Annotated in this window: 2 protein-coding genes; both read left to right on the top strand. The window is 58.9% G+C overall.

The window, feature by feature from the left end:
* Positions 1 to 397: 397 nt before the first annotated feature.
* Entirely contained in the window at positions 398 to 679 is a 282-nt protein-coding gene (locus tag ASF41_RS25335) for a hypothetical protein (RefSeq protein ID WP_156653432.1), read from the top strand.
* Between the two features lie 560 nt (positions 680 to 1,239).
* Positions 1,240 to 1,674: a hypothetical protein gene (locus ASF41_RS21395; RefSeq protein ID WP_244479744.1), complete on the top strand. Its 435-nt coding sequence runs from the start codon at positions 1,240 to 1,242 to the stop codon at positions 1,672 to 1,674.
* Positions 1,675 to 1,876 lie beyond the last annotated feature (202 nt).

Here is a 1,876-nt window from a genome sequence, read left to right as displayed (position 1 = left end):
CGAGGGCCACCCACAGAGCCGTCTCGACGACCTGCTGCCATGGGCCTACCAGGCCATGCCAGCCCTCAAAGCCGTGGCCTGAAAACAGCGCTTACCTTCATTCTGTAGCCATAGGCTTAACGCCATGGGGAACCGTGAACGGAGCGGTAACCATGTTGGATCTGTCTCGGAAACCACGGGGGCCCCTCGGCGGTAAGCTATGTGTCGTCTGTGCGGGCTGGTGGGCACGGTAAGGCGCTCATCACCTGCTTCCGTCCCTACCTTCGTTCTCTCGCTGCTATGTCACGATTGGTACGGTGAGAAACAATGTATCGGCGTTATCACATTGTTAATCAGCGCGAGGTGTAAGTGGATCTGCTTAAGGCCGCTATTTCCCAATAAATGTTGAGTATTCAATATGAACGGCATGGGCTTTCGATCGCTTCTCGTTCTTGCGAAAATTGGCTACGAGCTGCGTGATGAATTTTCTGATACTCTTGACGACGATGTTGAGAACGCGTTTGGCCCGCTGCTAGAAGCCCTTGATGAAACCGGCGGCATCCTGCGGCTTGCCAATGCTGAATATGAGTGGGTAAGCGACGAAGCTTTCTTTGAGGCTTACACCGCGGCAGGGCTTGGAGGCTCATCAGCCTCCATACAGAAGCCTGTAGAAGCGAAGCAGTGGAGCATGGCTTCCTAGGCTTACCTTAGCTAAACGGTGAGGCTGCACTTAGCCAAGGACGGTCCGCCTACCATGAAAGCTTGCGATGTCGGCGGCTGCACGTTTTAGGGATAGCGCAATCGCCTCAGGGCACATCAAGCCTGGACGGGCGTAGGAAGCGCGGCTGTGGGTAGAGGCGCCCTTAACCAGTTGCAGTTGGACCAGCCTGCTCCAGGCTAATCGATCAAATTTGATTGATTTATCACAGGGTTGCCGCACCTCTGGGTACTAACACCACACCCACGTCAAAGGGGTGGTCGATGTCGCGCAGTGTGGTTGGACAGGTAGTAAGGCGAGTACGCTTCGTTGTCTACGAGCCGGCTGCACCGGGCCTACCTTGGCTTTCGGTGTGTCTTGGGCCTGATGACGAGATCATTGGTGTGACGGGCTGCCCTTCTGCTGAGGCGGCCAAGGCTAAGACTGAAGCCTGTGCCGCCCGTCTAGCGAGCAAGTTCGAGAACGCTCAGGTGACGCGCCTGACAGAGTACGGCTCGCTGCACTGAGCGCCGTTCAGCCTTCCGCCCGAGTTTACCCTCGGTGTGATCCAGATCGGTGCTGCTCACAGCCTTGGGTTACCCATGTCGCTGAAAATCCTCTCGACCTGCCTAAAAACCCTCAGGGCCGCCGGCTGGCTTTGTGTCGGTCTCCTCGTCTGGCTCTCATGGATCCCCGCTGACCTAGAAATCCGAACAGGCATGGCTGGGCAGATCGAGCATGCCATCGCCTATTGTGGGACAGGCGCCATCCTCGCCTTCGCCTACCAAGAGCCCCGTCGTTGGCGGATCGCCGCCGGCCTTGTCATGCTCGCTGGTGTCCTCGAAGTGGGGCAGCTGTGGGTTCCTGGGCGAACCTCGCAGCCGATCGACTTTGCGGCCAGCAGCGTCGGGGCTGTGATGGGTGTTCTGATGGGGCGAGCTGCAATCAGCACCCTCATTGGCTGGGCGATGCGTCCGAGCCGGGGCGGTATCGGCTGAGGTTGCGCTCTCGCGCCCCGCCCCGGCCTCGTGACGAATTCCTCGGATTGATCGGATCACGCATCGCTGCCACCAGCCGATCTGTCATCCAAGGCTTTCCCGATGACCTGACCGGTATTTTGGACCGAGCCGATTGAGAGGCTACTGCATGGTGGCGGCCATGGGTAGCCGGAAGGCCAGGTCCGGGACGGTGACCGGCGCG

Source organism: Methylobacterium sp. Leaf111 (genome assembly GCF_001423285.1).
Classification (GTDB): Bacteria; Pseudomonadota; Alphaproteobacteria; order Rhizobiales; family Beijerinckiaceae; genus Methylobacterium.
Note: the sequence above shows the minus strand (reverse complement) of the source record. Positions and strands in the feature narration are given on the sequence as shown.

Excerpts from the sequence above, each read along its gene's own strand:
- ASF41_RS25335 (WP_156653432.1), top strand. The coding sequence starts at position 398 with ATGAACGGCATGGGCTTTCGATCGCTTCTCGTTCTTGCGAAAATTGGC.